The 19,083-nt window shown below is 61.2% G+C and carries 15 protein-coding genes; 6 read left to right on the top strand and 9 right to left on the bottom strand.

The genetic code is table 11. The features are described from left to right. Positions 1 to 127: 127 nt before the first annotated feature. Positions 128 to 1,150 (top strand): Gfo/Idh/MocA family protein, encoded by a 1,023-nt coding sequence (locus AC0NID_RS15890; protein WP_473453804.1) that lies wholly within the window; start codon positions 128 to 130, stop codon positions 1,148 to 1,150. Between the two features lie 38 nt (positions 1,151 to 1,188). On the opposite strand, the gene AC0NID_RS15885 is transcribed toward AC0NID_RS15890, so the two are convergent. Further along, positions 1,189 to 1,830 (bottom strand): ThuA domain-containing protein, encoded by a 642-nt coding sequence (locus tag AC0NID_RS15885; protein WP_473453805.1) that lies wholly within the window; start codon positions 1,828 to 1,830, stop codon positions 1,189 to 1,191. A 662-nt stretch (positions 1,831 to 2,492) separates the two neighbouring features. Here AC0NID_RS15885 and AC0NID_RS15880 point away from each other — a divergent pair. Then, positions 2,493 to 3,443, top strand: a complete 951-nt coding sequence (locus AC0NID_RS15880) for a hypothetical protein (RefSeq protein WP_473453806.1) — start codon at positions 2,493 to 2,495, stop codon at positions 3,441 to 3,443. A gap of 449 nt (positions 3,444 to 3,892) precedes the next feature. Then, positions 3,893 to 4,822 (top strand): alpha-1,2-fucosyltransferase, encoded by a 930-nt coding sequence (locus AC0NID_RS15875; RefSeq protein ID WP_473453807.1) that lies wholly within the window; start codon positions 3,893 to 3,895, stop codon positions 4,820 to 4,822. Positions 4,823 to 5,142: 320 nt separating this feature from the next. On the opposite strand, the gene AC0NID_RS15870 is transcribed toward AC0NID_RS15875, so the two are convergent. From AC0NID_RS15870 to AC0NID_RS15860, 3 genes are read right to left on the bottom strand one after another with little or no spacing between them, the layout of a single operon-like run. Next, the gene (locus AC0NID_RS15870) at positions 5,143 to 5,601 is read right to left on the bottom strand and encodes a hypothetical protein (RefSeq protein ID WP_473453808.1); all 459 of its coding nucleotides are present in this window, start codon (positions 5,599 to 5,601) and stop codon (positions 5,143 to 5,145) included. After that, the gene (locus AC0NID_RS15865; protein ID WP_473453809.1) at positions 5,567 to 6,739 is read right to left on the bottom strand and encodes an acetate/propionate family kinase; all 1,173 of its coding nucleotides are present in this window, start codon (positions 6,737 to 6,739) and stop codon (positions 5,567 to 5,569) included. The genes AC0NID_RS15870 and AC0NID_RS15865 overlap by 35 nt, the downstream gene beginning before the upstream one ends. After that, positions 6,739 to 9,150 carry a phosphoketolase family protein gene (locus tag AC0NID_RS15860; RefSeq protein WP_473453810.1) on the bottom strand — a complete coding sequence of 804 codons (2,412 nt, stop codon included), beginning with the start codon at positions 9,148 to 9,150 and terminating at the stop codon, positions 6,739 to 6,741. Before AC0NID_RS15860 ends, AC0NID_RS15865 begins: the two co-directional genes overlap by 1 nt. Before the next feature lie 241 nt (positions 9,151 to 9,391). Between AC0NID_RS15860 and AC0NID_RS15855 the strand changes: the two genes are divergently transcribed. After that, positions 9,392 to 11,386, top strand: a complete 1,995-nt coding sequence (locus tag AC0NID_RS15855; RefSeq protein WP_473453811.1) for a protein-L-isoaspartate(D-aspartate) O-methyltransferase — start codon at positions 9,392 to 9,394, stop codon at positions 11,384 to 11,386. An 89-nt stretch (positions 11,387 to 11,475) separates the two neighbouring features. Then, positions 11,476 to 11,688, top strand: a complete 213-nt coding sequence (locus AC0NID_RS15850; RefSeq protein WP_473453812.1) for a hypothetical protein — start codon at positions 11,476 to 11,478, stop codon at positions 11,686 to 11,688. 26 nt (positions 11,689 to 11,714) lie between these two features. Here the strand turns inward: AC0NID_RS15850 and AC0NID_RS15845 are convergent, their stop codons facing one another. The 4 genes from AC0NID_RS15845 to AC0NID_RS15830 form a co-directional block, all read right to left on the bottom strand. Then, positions 11,715 to 12,242: a DUF1772 domain-containing protein gene (locus AC0NID_RS15845; protein ID WP_473453813.1), complete on the bottom strand. Its 528-nt coding sequence runs from the start codon at positions 12,240 to 12,242 to the stop codon at positions 11,715 to 11,717. Between the two features lie 596 nt (positions 12,243 to 12,838). Then, a complete protein-coding gene (locus AC0NID_RS15840) occupies positions 12,839 to 14,389 on the bottom strand; it encodes a SpoVR family protein (protein ID WP_473453815.1) in 1,551 nt (516 codons plus the stop codon). A 12-nt stretch (positions 14,390 to 14,401) separates the two neighbouring features. Beyond that, a complete protein-coding gene (locus tag AC0NID_RS15835) occupies positions 14,402 to 15,709 on the bottom strand; it encodes a YeaH/YhbH family protein (protein WP_473453816.1) in 1,308 nt (435 codons plus the stop codon). Positions 15,710 to 15,728: 19 nt separating this feature from the next. Continuing rightward, positions 15,729 to 17,678, bottom strand: a complete 1,950-nt coding sequence (locus AC0NID_RS15830; RefSeq protein WP_473453817.1) for a PrkA family serine protein kinase — start codon at positions 17,676 to 17,678, stop codon at positions 15,729 to 15,731. A 251-nt stretch (positions 17,679 to 17,929) separates the two neighbouring features. Here AC0NID_RS15830 and AC0NID_RS15825 point away from each other — a divergent pair, with 251 nt between their 5' ends. Further along, positions 17,930 to 18,400: a YbhB/YbcL family Raf kinase inhibitor-like protein gene (locus tag AC0NID_RS15825; protein ID WP_473453818.1), complete on the top strand. Its 471-nt coding sequence runs from the start codon at positions 17,930 to 17,932 to the stop codon at positions 18,398 to 18,400. 95 nt (positions 18,401 to 18,495) lie between these two features. Here the strand turns inward: AC0NID_RS15825 and AC0NID_RS15820 are convergent, their stop codons facing one another. Continuing rightward, positions 18,496 to 18,933: a DUF2267 domain-containing protein gene (locus AC0NID_RS15820; RefSeq protein ID WP_473453819.1), complete on the bottom strand. Its 438-nt coding sequence runs from the start codon at positions 18,931 to 18,933 to the stop codon at positions 18,496 to 18,498. Between the last annotated feature and the right edge of the window lie 150 nt (positions 18,934 to 19,083).

Raw genomic sequence — 19,083 nt, 5'->3', positions numbered from 1 at the left:
GACGGGGCTGGTCCGCAAATACTTCGGCTCGCGCGGGTCGTACCGGCCGGAGCTGCATTACATGCGCGGGCCAAGCCCGCGGACGCTGGCGCGGCAGCGCCCGTCCCAACCGGACACCGATTGAGCGATGTCCCTGCGCATCGGCATCCTGAGCTTCGCGCATTATCACGCCAACTTCTGGTCCGAAGCCTTTGCGGCGGACCCGCGCGTTTCGCTGGCCGGCGTCTGGGACGACGAAGCATCGCGTCGGCAGACCGCTGCGACCTGCTTTGCGATGCAGCAGTTCGACGACATCGACCGGCTTCTGGCGTCGGTCGATGCCGTCGCCATCTGCTCCGAGACGGCCCGGCACCGGCCCCTCATCGAGGCGGCGGCGCGGCGCGGACACGCGGTTCTATGCGAGAAGCCGCTGGCGGCAAGCATGGACGACGCTGTTGCGATCGAGGCTGCCGTTCGCGATCGCGGCATCAAGTTCATGCAAAGCTTCCCAAAACGTCTCGACCCGGCAAGCATCAGGATCCGAGACCTCATCCAATCGGGCGAACTCGGCGAAATCCGGCTCGTGCGCATCAGACACGGCCACAACCACGGGCGAGACGCTGCGTTCACGAATGGCTGGTGGACCAGGCCGGAACTCAGCGGCGGCGGCACCCTGATCGACGAGGGCGTGCATGCGGTCGATTTTCTGCGCTGGCTGTTCGGCAACCCACAGACGGTCCAGGCGAACATCTCATTTCCTAGGGATCTTGCCGTCGAGGATGCCGCGATTGCCATGTTGCGATGGGAAAACGGGCTGTTGGCCGAAGTGGCAACGAGCTGGTCGTTCGCCGCTGGCTACGACTCGGTGGAAGTCTACGGAACGAAGGCGACCGTCCTCCTCGCCGGAGTCGATCTCGCGTCTCGCAACCTGTCCGGCCCAAACTATCTCAGGCTTGCGCGAAACGACGCGGTCGGCTGGGAAACCCTCGACGTCGTCCCACGGTTCGTAGCCGGAGGTTTCCATCACGCCGTGGCGTCGGCATTCGTGGACTATTTGCTTGATGTAAGCGACGCCCCAAGCTCGGCATTGGATGGGAAAGCCGCGCTCGCCATCGTTGTCGCGGCGTATGAGTCCGCCCAAAATGGGGCATCAGTCGCCATCCGCTATTGAGATGGTCGGACACGCAACAAAGCCGATCGTCGGGGCTCTCAGCGCGCCGCCCACAGCAGGCCGCGACGAAATATCATTCTCATCTGCGGCACCGCGAATTCCTTGGCGACATGTCCGAGCGCCGAATAGAACACCCTTCCCTTGCCGTGCCGGCGCTTCCAGACCACCGGCATGACCACGCCTTCGATCCAGGACGCGTGCTCGCCGGAGAAGGTGGTGGTCGCCAGCACCTCGTTCGAGGGATCCACATGCATGTAATACTGCTCGGAGCGGTACGAGAAATCGTCGATGCCGTTCATGATGGGATCGTCGCGCCTGGCGATGTCGACCTGGTAGTCGATGATGTTGCCCGGATGAGCCACCCACTGACCGCCGCACATGAACTGATACTCCGTGGCTTCGCGAAACGCGTCGCACATGCCGCCGTGATAGCCGCCAAGACCGACGCCGCCCTCGACCGCCTTTGTCAGGTTGAGCTCCTCGTCCTTCGCAAGCTTGGCCATCGTGTAGATCGGGACGATCAGGCTCAAATGGGCGATCGCGGGGTCGGCGAATACGGCAGTCGTGGTTTCGACGCGCACGCCGAAGCCTTCCTCTTCGAGCATCGCCTTGACGACGCGCGCACCTTCTTCCGGCTCGTGTCCATCCCAGCCGCCCCACACGATCAGCGCTTGCCGCATGTTTCTTCTCCTCAGTTGGGTTGCGTGGTTTCAGTCAAGACCGACGGCCCTGATCAGGAAAGAAAAAGGGTATTTGCACGATCTGGAACGAGCACGGCCGTCAGCAGGAAGAAGTAGACTATCCGTCCGCCGGCCCCGCGCATATAGGCGAGCGGTTAGCCAGAAATCGCGCCCGCCGGAAGCGGGAGGATCACGGACGACACCGTGATCGCAACCGAGTTCAGGAAGCTTCGCACCCTTGCACCGGCGCAAACAGAGGGACGCCAAATGACCATTTCTCTCACATCCGTTCGGCTGCCGGACTTCGGTTCCCTCGGCGACAAGCCGGACATCCCCTTGAGACGTATATGCTCGCGCCCGCACCGCCTACGATAAGGCGGGATGCGGCTGGCTGGCGGTTTATGCGGACCGGGAGCATTTCGGCAACATCGTCTTCCTGACGGGTTTCGAGCCGCGCTTCGAGGAAGCCTTCCTCCTGCTTGGTCCGAACGGCAAGCGCGTGCTCATGACGGGTAACGAGTGCGAGAGCTACGCTCCGCTCGCGCGCCTGCCCGGGATCAGCGTGCTTCTGGCCCAGACATTGAGCCTCATCGCAGGACCGTTCCCGTTTTCCCCGCTTTTCCGATCGTCTTGGCGACGCTGGAATAAAGGCGGGCGACACCGTGGGGCTGGTAGGCTGGAAGTATCTCGAACCGCTCGAGGACGAAGCTCCCGAAACGGCCTTTTTCGTTCCCGCGGTCCACGTGCAGGCGTTCCAGCGAGCAGTCGGCGCTTCCGGCAGGCTGCGGGACGTGACCCAGGTCCTGATGCATCCTGAAAATGGCGTTGCCGTCACCATCGATGCCGATCAGATCGCCGCGTTCGAATGGGCTGCGACACGCAGCTCATTGGCAATGTGGAGGATTGTTTCGGGAGTGCGCGAGGGTGACAGCGAGTTCGATGCCGTCTCGCGGATGGGATATGCCGGAGACGCGCTGAACGTCCACACCATGTTCGCGTCGGCCAGCAAGGGCGAGCCAGTGATTGGCCTGCGAAGTGCAACAGGCCGCAAGCCTAGGCGTGGCGATGGCGTAACGGCCGCGGTCGGGCACTGGGGCGGTCTGTCCTCCAAAGCAGGCCTCTTCGATGTCGAGAACGATACGTTTCTTGCCATCGCCAAGGGCTACTTCCGGGGCTTGATTTCCTGGTATGAGACGGCCGCGATCGGCGTCGAGGGCGGCACTCTCCATGAAGCCGTGATATCGGCGCTCGCGAAATCGAACCTGCGGCCGGCTCTCAGCCCGGGGCATCTCGGCGGCTACGAGGAATGGACGCACAGCCCGGTCCGGCCAGGGTCTGCGGACCGCATCCGATCGGGCATGCATTTTCAGGTCGATATCATCCCGACGCCGATTGCCGACGGCTGGGCGCTGAACTGCGAGGACGCGGTCGTGTTTGCCGACGAGGCGCTTCGGGCCGAGTTGGAGGTCAAGCGCATGGCCGCGCGACGCGACTTCATGAAAGACAAGCTCGGTGTGGAACTGCGCCCGGACATCCTGCCGCTTTCCTCGACGCCTCTCTATTTCGCTCCATTCTGGCTGAGCAGCGACAATGTCCTCGTCCGCGATCAATAGCGTTGACATCCAGCACCGGAGGGTCCGATGGCCGCTGTCAATAGGCGGCCCAGCCAACATCTCTCGCGTCATTCGGTTGCCATGGATGATGACGTTTCGCCCTGCGCGCCCGCCGGCCATCTTTTCTGCATTGTCATCGGCAGCAGAAGATGCCAACCAGGCATCTGATATCGGCAGCGTCCTTCGGATCGATCAGGAATGACCGAGCCGATTGGGATATTTCGTTGATGTTGGCCGCGCGAATGCCGCCGTATCCGACTGCTGCGGTCGCGGCGGAAATCCTTCGCGTTTCTGATTTTCACGGCGGCGGCGATGGTGGCGCATTTTGTCTGCGGCGGGCAATCCAGCTCGCAGGAGTCGTACGGCAAAGAACTGGATAATCTGGAACCGGTTTGAGCGGGTGCCAGGAAAGTTTGTTTTGAAATCGGACACCGTAGATAATCTTCCCGATGACGCCGCCAAAAAATCAAAAGCTCTTCACCATTGGGTACCGTTGCGGACGCCTGGCAAATCGTCTGATCATCTTCGCGAATTTCATTGCGCTGGCGGAGGAGCAAGGGTATCGCGTCATCAATTACACCTTTCACAGCTACGCCGATCTGTTTGAAGCCACGCGCGCGAACGTCCACTGCTTGTATCCGGCACCGCGGTGGAAAAGCTGGCTGGATCGGATTCCCGGCGTCAGCGCGATCATCCGCAAGACGCGCATTTTTTATCACATCACCCGCTACACCGGCGTGCTGATCGATCGCTTCCCAGTCCTTGGCCGGAAGATTGTCACGCTGCGTGAAACCAAAGGTCAATTCATCACCTATCTGGACAGCCCGGACGTCCAGGAGAAGATCCGCCCGGCTAAAATCGTTTTCGTGTATGGCTGGCGGTTTCGCGCGCCGCATCTGGTGCAGAAGCATGGCGACAAGATCCGCAGCTATTTCCGGCCGTTGGAGACGCTTGAAAAAGCGAGCCGCGAAGCCGTGGAGCCATTACGGCGCAATGCCGACATCGTCATTGGCGTTCATGTTCGCCACGGCGATTATCGCGGCTGGAACGGCGGCAAATATTTTTATCCAGTCGAATGTTACGCCGCCTGGATGCGCGACCTCGCGACGCAATTTCCCGGCCGGCGGGTTTCGTTTCTGGTCTGCAGCGACGAAAGGCGCAACGCCGGGGAATTTCCCGGCCTGACGGTCGGGTTCGGCACCAAATCTCCCGTGAGCGATCTTTTCGCACTTTCCCGCTGCGACTACATCATCGGCACCAAGAGCACCTTTCCGCAGTGGGCCTCGTTTTATGGCGGAAAACCGTTGCTGCAAATTTTGGACCGCAATGCTTCGGTCAAAGTGGAAGATTTCCGCGTCTGCTATCTGGACTGGGACTAAAGTGAAACTTGAAATCCTGGCGGCTCGTTCGACCCGGGGCAGCATTCTCACCCGTCGTTCGGTAGCCATGGAAGTGCGTTTTGCGCGTTCGAGGTCGGCTGCTCGCTGCGGTAGCGTTCGCCGATCTCCATCATCAGGATCGTTCCCGTCCGAAATTGCTTCCTGCAGGAAGTAAGGTCTGTAAAAAACCTTGTGGGCGGCCGAAGATACCCGGCCACCTGTCAGGTGCTTTCGATGCTCGCAACGCAAAAACATGCTCGATTTGCCAATAGGCAGGCTCGGCACTGCACGGGTGGTGATCTGCTGCTGGAGCAGGATTTTTAGAACCACCGCCGCTCGGGCTCGGAACTCCTTGCAATCGCGATGCCGAGAAGAACACCGAGCATGCCGCCAAGCACCATCGCCGAAGAGATTGCGCCTGGGTTCTGCTGGACCGTTTCAGATACGGTATGCGCCTGGCTGCGCAATTGCCGGGCTGCACGCGAGGCCCTGTCAGCGGCGCTATCGTACCAGCCCTGCGCCTCCTCGGCCTGGTCGGACAGGGTGCGATTTATCTTGGTGATTTCGCGGCGGAGCTCGGCGATCTGCTTCTTCATCGCCTCCTGGGCTTCATTTGCCGCCTTTGAGGCGCCTGGCGTGCTGGTGGTTTCGGCCATTGGTTTTCTCCCTTTGGTGTCAAACAGGGAAACGGCCGCGGACGCGCGGGGTTCCTTGCCTTGGCAAACCGCCACGTCGATTGCGTTATCAAGAATCGCCCTGCACGCGCGCCTGGCGGGCAATGACGCTCTCCTCGTCGGTCGCGACGACCCGTATTTCGACTTTGCTGTCCGGCCGGCTGATGATCTTCGCATGGCAGGCATTGGATGGCTCGTCGATCGCCACGCCAAGCCAATGAAGCCTTCCGCATATCGCCTTGCGAGCCGGCGCCGAGTGCTCGCCGATGCCGGCGGTGAACACGAGGCATTCGAGGCCGCCCAACGTGTTGGCGAGCGCGGCGGCCTCCCTTGCGGCCCGGAAAGCGAAAAGGTCTATCGCTTCGCGGGCCTGCGGGTCGTCGCTCGCTTCCAGCGTGCGCATGTCGGCGGAGATGCCGGATAGTCCGAGCAGCCCGGATTGCTGATAAAGCATGTGCTGCAGAGCCTCCCCCGTGAGGCCTCTTTCCAGGATGAAATACAAAAGCACGCCCGGATCGATTGCGCCGCAACGCGTGCCCATGACCAGGCCATCGAGGGCGGAAAAGCCCATCGTCGTATCGACGCTTCTGCCGTCGCGCATGGCGCATAGGCTCGCTCCGTTGCCGAGATGGGCGACGATCGTCCGCTTCGCCGCGAGCGCGGGCGATATCTCCTTGAGCCGCCCGGCGACGTATTCGTAGGAAAGACCATGAAACCCGTAGCGGCGGATCCCTTCCGCATCGTATTTGCGCGGCAGCGCGAAACGGCTCACGATCGGATCGATCGTCTGATGGAAGGCTGTGTCGAAGCATCCGACCTGCGGCAAATCCGGGCGAAGCGCTGCAAGTTCCCGGATCGGCGCGAGACTGCGCGGCTGGTGCAGAGGAGCAAGCGGCGTCAGCCTGTCCAAAGCCTCGATTACGGCAGGCGTCAGACGGACGGGTTCGACGAACTCGCGCCCGCCATGCACGATGCGATGGCCGGCCGACACCAGCTTCCGGCCGCCAAGTTCGCTCTCGATCCAGTCGAGCAGCGCGCCGATGCCCGCATTGCCCGGGTCTGCGGCAAGCGGCCGATCGCACTGCACTGTTCCGTCGGCCCCTTTCGCGCTGAGCCGCGGCGCATCGCCCAGATCGAGCGCACCACGCGAGACGAGTTGCAGTTCCGCGGACGGTTCAAGGTCGTAAAGTCCGAACTTGACGCTGGACGAGCCGGCGTTCAGTGCAAGGACTGCATGCCGCATCAATCGCCGGCCTCCGCCGCGCCGTTGTAGGGCCAGTTCCACTGCTGAATCTCGGGCATGTCTTCGCCGTACTGGCGGACATAAGCCTTGTGCTCGGCAAGCTTCCCGTGAAGTTCGGCGGCGAGATCTTTCGCCCGCTCGGCGAGACCGGGCACGCGTTCGATCGCGGCGAGCGCCAGATGGTAGCGGTCAAGCTCATTGAGCACGGCCATGTCGAAAGGCGTCGTCGTGGTGCCTTCCTCGCGAAAGCCGTGCACATGCATGTTGTCATGGTTGGCACGTCGGTAGGTCAGGCGGTGAATGAGATAGGGATAGCCGTGATAGGCGAAGATGACCGGCCTGGTTTTCGTGAACAGCGCGTCGAAATCCTCATCGGCGAGGCCATGCGGATGCTCTGAATTCGACTGCAGCGTCATCAGGTCGACCACGTTGACGACGCGAACCTTCAGGTCCGGAAGCGCCGAACGCAGAATGTCCGTGGCGGCGAGCGTCTCCAGTGTCGGCACGTCGCCGGCGCAGGCCATGACCACATCCGGATCCTCGCCCTTGGCAACCGTCCCGGCCCATTCCCAGATCCCCGCGCCCGCCTTGCAGTGCGTTTCTGCGTCCTCGGCAGACAGCCACTGCGGTGCCGGCTGCTTGCCGGCGGTGATCACGTTGATGCGGTTGTAGGTTCTCAGGCAATGGTCGGCGATCCAGAGCAGTGTGTTGGCATCCGGCGGGAAATAGAGCCTGACCGTATCGGCCTTCTTGTTGGCGAGGAAATCGGCAAAACCAGGATCCTGGTGGCTGAAGCCGTTGTGATCCTGCCGCCAGACATGCGAGGTCAAGAGGTAATTGAGTGAAGCGACCGGCTTGCGCCAGGCACACTCCCTGGACGTCTTCAGCCATTTCGCATGCTGGTTGACCATGGAATCGACGATGTGGATGAACGCCTCGTAACATGAGAACAGGCCATGGCGGCCGGTCAGCAGATAGCCCTCCAGCCAACCCTGGCAGAGATGCTCGCTGAGCACTTCCATGACGCGGCCATCACGGGAAAGCTGGACGTCATAGGGCTCGATCCGCTGCATCCAGACCCGGTCCGTAACCTCGAATACGTCGTCAAGGCGGTTGGACGACGTCTCATCCGGGCCCATCAGCCGGAAATTCCTGGCCTCCGCATTCAGGCGCAGGACGTCGCGGAGATAGCCTCCGAGGGCCCGCGTCGCCTCGGCTTTGGCGCCCCCCGGGCGCGGCACATCGAGCGCCAGGCTTTTCCAATCGGGAAGCACGAGGTCGCGCTTCAACAATCCGCCATTGGCATATGGGGTTGCGCCCATGCGCTTGAGCCCTGTTGGCGCAAGCGCCGCCAGGTCTGGAAGCAGGCGCCCGTTGTCGTCGAACAGCTTTTCCGGCTCATAGCTCCGCATCCAGTCTTCGAGGATGTTGCGGTGCGCCTCGTTGCCGCGAGCGTTCGACACCGGCACTTGATGCGAGCGCCAGAAATCCTCGACCTTCTTTCCGTCGACCTCCTTCGGTCCGGTCCAGCCTTTCGGGCTGCGTAGCACGATCATCGGCCACAGCGGCCGCTCGCCCCGCCAGCCCGGAGAACGGGCGTGCCGCTGAATGGCACGGATCCGATCGAGCACCGTATCAAGCGTCCTGGCCATCGCCCGATGCATGGGAACAGGCTCATGACCTTCGACGAAGAACGGTTCGTAGCCGTAGCCGGCGAACAGGCTTCGCAACTCCCCGTCATCCATGCGGGCGAGGATCGTCGGGTTGGCGATCTTGTAACCGTTGAGATGCAGGATCGGCAGGACGGCGCCGTCGGAGGCGGGGTTCAGAAACTTGTTGGAGTGCCAAGCCGCCGCGAGCGGACCGGTCTCCGCTTCACCGTCGCCGACGACGCAGGCGACCACCAGATCGGGATTGTCGAAGGCCGCGCCGAAAGCATGGACCAGCGCATATCCCAGTTCTCCGCCCTCATGGATCGAGCCGGGCGTTTCGGGCGCTACATGGCTGGGCACTCCGCCGGGGAAGGAGAATTGCCGGAAGAGTTTTCTCAGACCGTCTTCGCCCTGGCCGATTTCGGGATAGATCTCGCTGTAGGTACCTTCGAGCCAGGTGTTCGCGACCATCGCCGGGCCGCCATGACCTGGGCCGCAGATAAACAGAACGTCGAGACTGTTTTCACGGATGACGCGGTTCAGGTGGACGTAGATGAAATTGAGGCCGGGTGTGGTGCCCCAATGGCCGAGCAGCCGCGGCTTGACGTGCTCGGCTTTCAGGGGTTCGCGCAGGAGCGGATTGTCGAGCAGGTAGATCTGGCCAACCGAAATATAGTTCGCGGCGCGCCAGTAGCGGTTCATGAGATCGATCTGGTCCAGACCGATTTCTGGCGTTGTCTTGTGAGCCTCGTCGTTCATGGAAGCGTCTCCAGAATGCGTTCGCCCGCCGATAGATAGAAGCGGCATCGCACCGGAGAAATGATCTGCATCAAAATAAGTTGCGGTTGCTCGAACTTGGCATTTAAGCCACCAGCACGATGCGTGCCTCGGCAAGCATGTCTTCCGGGCAAAGGGTGGAGGAACCTTGACGCTTACCGGTGGTTAAAGAGACGAACCGGGAGAAGCGGGTGGGAACCACTAGCCGCCGGAGGGAGCCAGGATGCTCGATCTTTCCCATGCACGCGACCGAATGGTCGATAACCATGTCAGCCGCCGTGGCATTCACGACCGCGAGGTGCTGAGGGCGATGCGTGAGGTTCCACGCGAGGCTTTCGTTGAACCAGGCTTTGAAGAATTCGCCTACGAAGACGGACCGCTGCCGATCGCCGAAGGCCAGACGATCTCGCAACCCTATATCGTCGCCCTGATGATCGAGATGGCACAGATCGGACCGGGCGACCAGGTCCTGGAGATCGGCACCGGCTCGGGCTATGCAGCTGCCGTGATGAGCCGGATCGTCGAACGCGTATATACGATCGAGCGCCACGCCGGGTTGGCCGAAACGGCGAGACAGCGGTTCGAAGAGCTTGGCTATGACAATATCGAGGTCCGCACAGGGGATGGCACCAAGGGCTGGCCGGACGCCGCACCCTTCGACGCCATTCTGGTCGCGGCCGGCGGTCCCGGCGCGCCGCTTGCCCTTCAGGAACAGCTCGACGTCGGCGGCAGGCTGGTCATTCCGGTCGGCGACGAACCGCATGATCAGCGCCTTCTCAAGGTCACCCGGACGGGCGCTGCAACCTACAGCGAGGAGGATTTCGGCGGCGTGCGGTTTGTCCCGCTCATCGGCGAGCAGGGCTGGCCCGAGAGCGGCAGCCGGATCGCGAACGATCGTCCGACCGGACGCGCACGCACGCGCAGCCTGCCGGAGATGATCGCGGCAGCGGCCGAACCGCTGCCGGATTTCGACGATCCGGCGTTCGGCGAGTTGTTCGACCGGTTTGGCGACCGGCGCGTCGTCCTGCTCGGTGAAGCGAGCCACGGCACGTCGGAGTTCTACAAGGCCCGCGCGGCGATCACCCGCAGGCTGATCGAGAAACACGGCTTCACCATCGTCGCCGTGGAGGCCGACTGGCCCGATGCCGCGGCGATCGACCGCTACGTCCGCCATCGGCCGTCACGGGCCGACGCCGATCCGCCGTTCCAGCGGTTCCCCACCTGGATGTGGCGCAACACGGATGTTGCGGCGTTCGTCGACTGGATGCGGCACCACAATGAACGGCTCAGGATATCGTCCCGACTGGCGGGGTTCTATGGCCTCGACATCTACAACATGAGCGGATCGATCGCCGCGGTTCTGCAATATCTCGATAGGGTCGATCCGCGGGCAGCAAGCATAGCACGTGAACGCTATGGCTGCCTGACGCCTTGGCAAAACGAACCGTCGACCTACGGCCGCGTCGCGCTCACCTCCGGCTACGAGAAATGCGAGAAGGCCGTGCTTGAGCAATGCCGCGAACTGCTTGCCAAGCAGCTTGATTATTCGCAGCAGGACGGCGCCGACTTCCTGGACGCCACCCAGAATGCCCGACTGATCGCTTCCGCAGAACGTTACTACCGGATCATGTATTACGGCGGCGCGCAGTCTTGGAATCTGCGCGATACCCATATGTTCGAGACGCTCGAGCATCTGCTGGAGGCTCGCGGGCCGAACGCCAGGGCGGTGGTGTGGGCGCATAACTCCCATATCGGAGATGCCCGCTACACCGAGATGGGGATCGTCAGGGACGAAGTGAACATCGGCCAGCTCTGCCGCCAGCGCTTCGGTAACGAGGCGGCCCTGATCGGGCTCAGCACGCATTCCGGAACGGTAGCCGCTGCCTCCGACTGGGACGGCGAGATGGAAATCAAGCGGGTGCGGCCTTCCCATGACGATAGTTGCGAGCGGCTTTGCCATGACTGCGGCGTCTCGCGTTTCCTGCTCGACATCAAGCGCGACGATGCGCTGCGCGAACGGCTTATGGAGGGCCGGCTGGAACGCTTCATCGGCGTGATCTATCGGCCGGAAACCGAACTGCGCAGCCACTATGCGGACGTCTCCCTCGCCCAGCAATTCGATGCATTCGTCTGGTTTGACGAAACCGCCGCGGTAACGCGGCTCGGGCCGGATCATGTCGGAACGGGCGTTCCCGACACCTATCCGTTCGGGCTTTAGCCGCCTCTTGGGCACCGCCCGAGAAGGCGCGTTTCGGCGGAACATCGTCGCGCGGTGCTGTTTCTAGAACAGGACCCTTTTCGAATGAGTTGTGCCATGAGCGAACCAAACATCCAAAGTGGAAAAAGCCGAGCGACGCCGATCTGAGACATAATCCCGGTATCGGGACCTCCAAAGGCATGATCAAGGAAGGCGAAGAGCTTGAACTCGACGGCGAAAACACGATCGAGGGCGACGTCGAGAACGACACCAACGCCCTTGGCGGGATCAATCCAAGGCAAAAGATGCCGACGAACAAGTAGTGTCCCGCACATCCTCACCGCGCCAGTCACCCCTCCGTAAAAAGTGTCGCGGCGACTGCAATCGAGATCAGGCTCAGCATCGCCAGGCCTGCCCTGGCGACATGCGAGGCCTCCCAAACGTTGCGCAAGTCTTTCCAGTCGCCGGCTTGCTTTCGAGAGAAGATCGAAAAAAATGTCGACGCTGACTTCGATACCGCGACATCCTGTACCCAGAAATTGTTGACGGGGTGCGTGACCAGCCAGTAGGTCGCATGTTCCGCCACCAGCAAGACCAGGGCCGCCAAGATCCACCAGAATCGAGCGCTTGGATACGGCGTCAGGTAGAGCAGGATGGCGAGCGCAATGATGCCGCCGATCTCGGCAAATCCGCCGACCGTGAAGCCAGGATAGTAGATCGCCTGCACGGATTTGTAGGTGGCCTCCTTGAGACGCAGCTTGCCGGGCAATTCCAAAGCGTGCGCGAGCGAGAGCGCCATCGTGATTGCGACCAGAAGAAGGGTGACAATCATGAACACGCGCATGGTGTTACTCCCTGAGCCGCGCTCCTGCGGCATGCGCGTACATAGAGTGATCGGCGATCCGGTAAAGGTGGTGAAGGCGCTGCATGGCGCGACGCCGCTGGCATTTGAACCGCGACGAATTTGTCATCCGGTCCGCGCCATCGGCCTTCGCCACACGGCCATCCACGACGGTCGGGAACCATCGCTCCGCACGATGGTTGTCACTTCGTGAAGCAAGTTTCGGGGAGCGTCCCATGACCGATCCTGATCCTGATCCTGATCCGAACAATCCCGTGCCGATACCGGACAATCCCAATCCCGAGCCTGCTCGGCCGCCCGCCCCGCCGGAAACACCGCCGGATGTGCCTCCGGGCGTTCCTCCGCCTTCGCCTGATCCCATTCCCGCTCCGCAAAGGCAGCCCGTCGAAATTCCTCCCGAAACGCCATCCGAGATTCCCACGGAACCGACCTTCCCGGGTCCCACGGCCAGTGCATATCGCCCAAAGTACTTAGCGGTTTGGGAAATTCCGAATGCTCAGACGCCGATGCTCAACCAAAAAGTCCCGACACGAGAGAACTGACGATGGCAAGATTGCGCGGATCTTGCAGCGAGGCCATGAAACGCCGTCGCCGGCCGCCTCCGGTTTTTGTCATTCCCCGATTTGGCTGGTCGAACGTTCGTTGAGCATCTGGCCCGTTTGCGCATCGATCGCCGCCAGGCTGACCTCATAGCCCCACAGGCTGCGGATATGGCGCAGGGCAGCGTCGCGGCTGGCCTCCTCCAGCATGATGCCGTCCTTCACCTTGTGCTCCAGTCGCAAATGTCGGTCGCCGAGCAGGTCCACATCCACCACCTGGATATCCGGCCGGCTCGCACCGATGTCGTAACTGTGAGCGAGCCCGGCGCGTATCTTTTCGTAGCCACGCTCATTGTGTATCGACGCGACTTCGTAATGCGGTTCGCTCGCGGCGTCGGCGAGGACAAAGAACCGCCATTTTCGCATCAGCGCGGGGCTCAGATACTGGCGGATGAAAGACTCGTCGCGATGGTTCGCCCACGCGTCGAGCAGGGTTTCGCGCCAATTGCCGTTGCCGGCGATATCGGGGAACCAGTCGCGGTCCTCGGCGGTCGGCTCAGTCGATATGCGCTGGATATCCTGCATCATGTCGAGGCCCAACGCATAAGGATTGATGCCGGAAAAACGCGGATCGTCGAAGGCCGGCTGGAAGACCACGTTCGAATGGTTGCGCAGGATTTCCAGCATCGCGCCTTCGCTGATCTGGCCGCGATCGAACAGCATGTTCATGAGCGTGTAGTGCACGAACGTGGCACAGCCTTCATTCATCACCTGCGTTTGCCGCTGCGGATAGAAATATTGCGCGATGACGCGGACTATCCTGACGATTTCACGCTGCCAGGGCTCCAGGACCAGGCTGTTCTTTTCCAGGAAATAGAGCAGGTTCTCCTCGGGTAGCTTGAGCGTTTTTTTCCGCTCCGCCACGCCGGGATCCTTTTCCCCGATCTTGCCCCCGCTCTTCGAGGCCGGGAGCGTGCGCCAGAGATCGTTGTAGGAGCGCTCCTCGTACTCCAGGCGCTCACGAACGCCTTCACGCTGCCGCTCCGACGACAGCTTCGGCGGTCGGTGGTATCTGAACACCCCCTGTTCCATCAGCGCGTGGGCCGCATCGAGGATGGCCTCCACCGCGGCGACGCCGTGCCGCTCCTCGCAACGGGTGATGTAGCTCTTGGCGAAGTCCAGATAACTCAGGATCGCGCCGGCGTCCGTCCACTGCCGGAACAGGTGATTGTTCTTGAAGAAATGATTATGGCCAAGCGCCGCATGAGCTGTCACCAGCGCCTGCAGGGCCATTGTGTTTTCCTCCATCAGATAGACGATGCAGGGGTTGGAATTGATGACCAGCTCATAAGCCAGCCCTCGCCCGCCTTTGCGGTAGAGCAACTCCTGGTAGAGGAAATGCTTGCCGAAGGACCAGTGACGATACATCAGCGGCATGCCGACCGAGGAATAGGCGTCGAGCATCTGCTGGGATGAGATGATCTCCATCTGCACCGGATAGACGTCGAGATGAAGCTCTTCGATCGCGATCGCCTCGATGGCTTCGTGGACACGCGACAGCGTCTTGAAATCCCAGTCCGGCTCGGAAAAGAGCAAACCGGACTTGCTGGCTTGCCTGGCCATCGGCTTTTCCCTTCAAGCGCTCTTCTGTACGGCGGGCTGCCTGGCGAACAGCCGGCGAAAGACCGGATAGATGTCGGCTGCCGTTGCGATACGGCTCATCTCGAAATTCGGCCATTTCAGATTGACCGCGCTGTAGGCGCGCCAGAGCGAGGTCCCGTTCTCAGTGGCGCCGAAGATATGGGTCTCGCGTTCGTCGATGATCTCGACATAGGCGAAATACTGGCACAGGCGCATGATCTGGCTATCCATGAGGCCTATGCAGCGCTCGGAATCAGTGGCGAAATTGTCCCCGTCCGATGCCTGGGCGGCATAGATGTTCCACTCGTTGCTGGGATAGCGTTCCCCGATGATGCGGTGCATCTCTTCGAGTGCCGTGGAAACGACGGTACCGCCGCTTTGCGTATTGTAGAAGAAGGTCTCCTCGTCCACCTCCTGCGCCTCGTGCGTATGGCGGATGAAGACGATTTCGGTACGGTCGTAGCGCCGTTTCAGGAAGAGGTGCAGCAGCACGAAAAAGCGTTTGGCCAGATCCTTCTCGCGCTCGCCCATCGAGCCGGATACGTCCATGAGACAGAACATGACGGCATTGGCATTCGGCACGGGCTGGGCGTCGAAGCGGTTGAAGCGGATATCGACGGGGTCGACATAGGCGATCCGCCTGCGGCGACGCTCAAGTCGCTCGAGCTCTTCCTGCAACGCCGTAATGTGCTGGCGTGCCCCCGCGTTCTGGGGCTCCGCCTCCAGCATTGCGAGCTCCTTCGCAATTGCGTCAAGCTCCTCCTGCTTGGGGCGCTTGAGCGCGATCCGGCGGCCATGGCTGTTTCGCATCGTGCGCCCGACATTGATGTTGGTCGGGGCGCCGGTCGCGGCGAAGCCGGCCCGGCGCGACTTGAAGGCAAGTATCTCCTTGAGATTGAGCTTGACCAGGTCGGGAAGTTCGAGATCCTCGAAGAAGAGATCGAGCACCTCCTCGCGGGAGAGCACGAAACGAAAATCGTCTTCCGAGACCGTTTTCCCCGGAGACGATCCGCCACCGCCCTGGCCGGGCTTGGGAACGCGGTCGCCTGGGGCGAAATGCTTGTTGCCCGGCAGGATATGCTGCCGCCTGCCGCTGTCCTTCGCGTCGGTAAAGGTCGGCTCGGCTGTGCCCTTCGCCGGCATCGAGACGGCGTGCTCGCTGTCCACGTCGGCGATCCTGCCGGTGCGGATCTTATCCCGGATGCTTCGCTTCAGCTCTTCGCGCGCCCGCCTCAGGAAGCGCTGGCGATTGCCGAGGCTTTTGTCCTTCGGGTTCAGTCGGCGATCGATGAAGATCGGCATGGAAACATCCCGGCTGGACTCAACCCGCCTTGTTCACCCGCATGTACCAGTCCACCAGCCGGCGGACCTGACGTTCGGTGTAACCGCGTTCGACCATCCGGTGCACGAACTCGGTATGCCGTTTCTCCGTTACGCTGTCCTGCTTGGAGCCGAAGCTGATCACCGGGAGGAGATCCTCGACTTGGCCGAACATTCGCTTCTCGATGACTTCGCGCAGCTTTTCATAGCTTGTCCATGACGGGTTGCGGCCATGGTTCCTCGCCCGGGCGCGCAACGTGAACTTGACGACCTCGTTGCGGAAATCCTTGGGGTTGGCAATGCCGGCCGGCTTTTCGACTTGCGACAGTTCGTTGTCCAGCACGTCGCGATTGAGGATCTGGCCGGTATCGGAGTCCTTGTAGTCCTGATCCTCGATCCAGGCATCGGCGTAAGCGATGTAGCGGTCGAACAGGTTCTGGCCGTACTCGCTGTAGGATTCCAGATAGGCCTTCTGGATTTCATGGCCGATGAACTCGGCATAGCGCGGGGCGAGTTCCGACTTTATGAAGTCGAGATAGGCGGCCTCGGTTTCCTTCGGGAACTGCTCGCGCTTGATCGCCTCCTCCAGAATGTACATCAGATGCACGGGATCGGCGGCCACTTCCTTGGTGTCGTAGTTGAATGTCTGCGACAGTATCTTGAAAGCGAAGCGCGTGCTGACGCCGGTCATGCCCTCGTCAACCCCAGCGGCATCGCGGTATTCCTGAACCGACTTCGCCTTGGGATCTATGTCCTTTAGGTTCTCGCCGTCATAGACCCGCATCTTCGTGTAGAGCGGCGAATTGTCGTGCTCGGCCAGACGGGTCGAGACAGTGAACCGGCTGAGAATGTCCAGCACCTCCGGAGCGCAGGCACTGGAGGCCAACTCGCTTTCGCGCAGCAGCTTTTCGTAGATCTGCCTTTCTTCGGTGACCCGCAGGCAATATGGCACCTTGACCACCAGGATACGGTCGAGGAACGCCTCGTTGTTCTTGTTGTTCTTGAACTGCAGCCATTCCGACTCGTTGGAATGGGCCACGACGATGCCTTGATATGGGAAAGATCCGAAGTTCTCCGTACCGTTGTAACTGCCTTCCTGGGTAGCGGTCAGCAACGGATGGAGGACTTTGATCGGCGCCTTGAACATCTCGACGAACTCAAGCAGCCCTTGCGTGGTCCGGTTCAGGCCGCCGCTGTAGGAATAGGCGTCCGGATCGGATTGGCTGAAATTCTCGAGTTGTCTTATGTCGACCTTGCCGACCAGGGCCGAAACGTCCTGGTTGTTCTCATCGCCTGGCTCGGTCTTGGCAATGCCGATCTGGCGCAGCCGCGAAGGCATCAACTTCACGACGCTGAACTTGGAGATGTCGCCGGACAGTTCATCGAGGCGCTTGGCCGCCCACGGTGAGATCAGGCCGTTCAGCCGGCGCCGCGCGATACCGTATTTGTCTTCCAAAAGGTCGGCCATGCGGTCGGGATGGAAAAGCCCGAGCGGTGACTCGAAAACCGGGCTGATCTGGTCGCCGACCTTCAGCGTGTAGATCGGACGCTGCTCCATCAGCTTCTTCAGCCGCTCGGCGAGTGAGGATTTGCCGCCGCCGACAGGGCCGAGCAGATAGAGAATCTGCTTGCGTTCCTCGAGTCCTTGAGAGGCATAGCGGAAATAGCCGGCGATACGCTCGATCGTGTCCTCCATGCCGTAAAACTCGGCGAAGGAGGGATACACCTTGATCGTCCTGTTCGAAAAAATGCGGCCGAGCCGCTCATCCATGCTGGTGTCGATCAGGGTGGGCTCGCCGATCGCCTCGACCATCCGTTCAGGCGCCGAGGCGTACATCGATTTATCCTCGCGGCAGGCGAGGAGATATTGCTGGATGCTTATCTCCTCCTGCGCCGCATTCGTGTAAATCTCCGAAAACAGATCGAAGACGTCGGAGTGGTTCTCACGCATGGTATCCTCGCCCCGGCCGGTCTGGTTGCTGTCGCCTCTTCATCAACTGTCGGAAAGCCTTTGTGGTTCCCTCTCATCACGTAGTGAGTCTGTGACCGGATGTTAGGGGTCCAGACAGATATCGTCAAAGGAAACCAGCCGGCGAACGCTCGCAGGATGGAACGTTTCCACGCGAAGTCCATTCCTCCATCAGCGCGCTTGCCGAGCAGCAAGTTCGCCGCGAACAAGCTGTTTTTCTGGAGGAGTGAACCATGCCTCTTACGCTCAGCAGTTCCGCCTTTGCCGACGGTGAAAAAATTCCCGACAGATATGCGCGTGACGGAAAGAACCTATCCCCGCCGCTGAAATGGTCGGGTGTGCCAGGCAAGGCGAAGAGCCTTGCTCTCGTCATGCAGAATCCCGATGCGCCGAACGGAACATTCGGTCACTGGGCCGTGTTCAACATCCCGCCTGACGTCGACGAACTGGCCGACGCCGAGAGCGGCAAGCCCGGTCCCGAAGCGCTCAGGCAAGCCACGAACGACTTCGGCAATGCTTACTATGATGGTCCTGAACCGCCGGCCGGACACGGGGTCCATCATTACCATTTCCGACTTGCCGCGCTCGACACGCCGAGTCTCGCGATTCCGGGCTCCGCGGGCGTGAAGCGCATCTGGCAAGAGGCCCAAAAACATGTGCTGGAGGAAGCAGAGTTGGTGGGAACATACGAACGCAACGAATGAATTTGGCGGTGCGCGGGTCAGCCGTCGCTCTCGCTTTGTGATCCCTAGGCGCGGGACCGCGCGTCCTCCAATGTCCACTTTTTATCTCGCTGCTGCTACACTCCAACACTCTCGGGCCAAAGCGCCTGGATATGCTTCGGCAGTGCGTCTCGCACTTTCGCCGACTGGCCGAGGTCGACATGCCGAGCGAGAACCTTGAACACAGACCTGGTCGCATCCTCGGGATTCACCGGCCGGGTGGATTTCATCTCCTCGGCGACGCGCTGCAGGAATTCCTCCAATGAACGGCTGCCGCTCGGCAGATCACGCGGCCGATACCGATCATAATAGGCTCCGCGTATGAGAAGCGGCAGCCCAGCGCCCAGGTTGGCGGCCAGTTCGATCTGCAGCCAATCCCGCAGGGTGCGTAAGACGGCTCCCAGCATATGCCAGGCAACGCGCCTATCGGGGCCGTGGTCGGCCATGATCTCGTCCAGCCAGATGTTCGTTGTCTGCAGGGTTTTGTCAAAAACTTCCAGGCCGGTTGCGCTCATCGTCGCCTCCTTTGGCATAGGCAATCCCATCACCCGCCATGACGGGCAAACGGGCATCGAGCGCAATTGTTTCGTCCCTCGTCGAAAAATTGCCCAGGGCAACGCCGAACGCAGCGTTGGTTCGGACGCCCTGTTGCCCGGAACCTTCCG

Source organism: Mesorhizobium sp. WSM4821, from assembly GCF_055901555.1.
Note: the sequence above shows the minus strand (reverse complement) of the source record. Positions and strands in the feature narration are given on the sequence as shown.